1 protein-coding gene and 1 pseudogene are annotated in these 1,063 nt (G+C 43.7%); both read right to left on the bottom strand.

Features of this window, described 5'->3' with window-relative positions; translation table 11 throughout:
- Position 1: 1 nt before the first annotated feature.
- Positions 2-667, bottom strand: a complete 666-nt coding sequence (locus A3739_RS31350; protein ID WP_231877027.1) for an Ig and FN3 domain-containing protein — start codon at positions 665-667, stop codon at positions 2-4.
- A gap of 306 nt (positions 668-973) precedes the next feature.
- Positions 974-1,063: pseudogene (gene rnhB, locus A3739_RS30755) on the bottom strand (ribonuclease HII); the annotation flags it as partial.

Genomic DNA, 1,063 nt, shown 5'->3' with positions numbered 1-1,063 from the left:
TCTAATTAACCCCAGCAGATATGGTAGACGAAAATTCTCCTTGAACATCATCAGAGTCAACCGTTGCAATCGCGAAATAATAGGTACCACTATTCAAATTATCTAGCGTGTATTGCGTTACGTTACCACCACTAATGTTAATCGTATTGGCCATACCTCCGGCACTGCTTCCATACTTAATGACATAGCCATTAATTTCATACAGTTCAAGATCACTACCATCTTCGCGTTCAACCGGAATATCCCAAGACAGAGAAATGCTGCGTGAAGAAGTATCATTTGAACCGCCATTAGACTGCTGGCCATCATTGGAATTAGCGTCGTCCGAAGAATCACCACTATTCTGGTTGTCAGCAACATATTGATCATCGGTTGAATCACTTGAATCGTCAGGCTGACTAGCATTTTCATCGTCAGCGCTTAGTACTTGGACAACAACTTCCGCAGTTGCGCTTGTAACGACACTTGATGGATTAGATACGCGTAGAGAGTAAGCTCCTGAATCATTGATACTCACTGAACCCAACACTAATGCAGAAGTTGTTGCACCTTCAATCAACTCACCATCTTTAAACCACTGATAAGACATTGGCAAACCACCAATAATATTTGCCGTCAACGATACCCGTTCACCGGCTTCAGTTACCACACCAACAGGCTGAGTCATAATCTGGACTCGCTGAACCAAAGCCCCTTGATCCATCGCACTATTCTGCACCTGAACAAGCTCAGTTACTAACTGATCATAATTCGACTCATCTTGACCTAAGTGCAAGCTAGTTACATCTGAAATAACGCCTTGTGCAGCGTAAACCAACTCATCAACAGCTACAGTGCTTGAGCCTTCTTTATCAAACAACACTAAACTGCCGCTTGCCTTCAGATTCATTTCGATCTCTTCAAGTACGTCAGTCACACCATCGTATGCCCCGCCATTAGCTAGCTCATGCATACCCGCACTAATAGAAGATAATTTCTTTGTGGGATAGCCTTTATGCTTCGCGAATCCATACTGAGGATAGCAAGCATCCAGACGAACCATATCAGCGTCGCGCCATACCTT

It is taken from the genome of Oleiphilus sp. HI0067, assembly GCF_001635735.1.
Note: the sequence above shows the minus strand (reverse complement) of the source record. Positions and strands in the feature narration are given on the sequence as shown.

Coding starts and splice junctions, on each gene's coding strand:
- A3739_RS31350 (WP_231877027.1), bottom strand. CDS start 667: ATGACTCAGCCTGTTGGTGTGGTAACTGAAGCCGGTGAACGGGTATCG.